The following is a 258-nucleotide window of genomic DNA, read 5'->3' as shown; positions in this document are numbered from 1 at the left end:
CTGTCCCGCGAGCACGTGGTGGCCCATCCCGTTCCGGGCCTTGTGGTGGTAGCCGGCGGAAAGTTCACCACGTACCGTGTCATGGCCAAGGACGCCGTTGATGAGGCCACCCGCGCCATGGACGAGCGCGTTCCGTCAAGTTGCACCGAAACCATCCCGCTCCTGGGCGCCGACGGCTTCAAGGCAGCGTGGAATCGTCGAGCACGGTCCGCGGAGGAAGCCGGCGTTCACGTGGCCCGCGTCGAGCATCTGCTGAAC

The 258-nt window shown here is 66.7% G+C and carries 1 pseudogene; it reads left to right on the top strand.

The features are described 5' to 3' along the window. A pseudogene (locus SB847_RS21495) lies at positions 1-258 on the top strand (hypothetical protein); the annotation flags it as partial.

Source organism: Bacillus sp. SIMBA_026 (genome assembly GCF_046535335.1).
In the GTDB taxonomy this organism is placed as follows: Bacteria; Bacillota; Bacilli; order Bacillales; family Bacillaceae; genus Bacillus; species Bacillus velezensis.
Note: the sequence above shows the minus strand (reverse complement) of the source record. Positions and strands in the feature narration are given on the sequence as shown.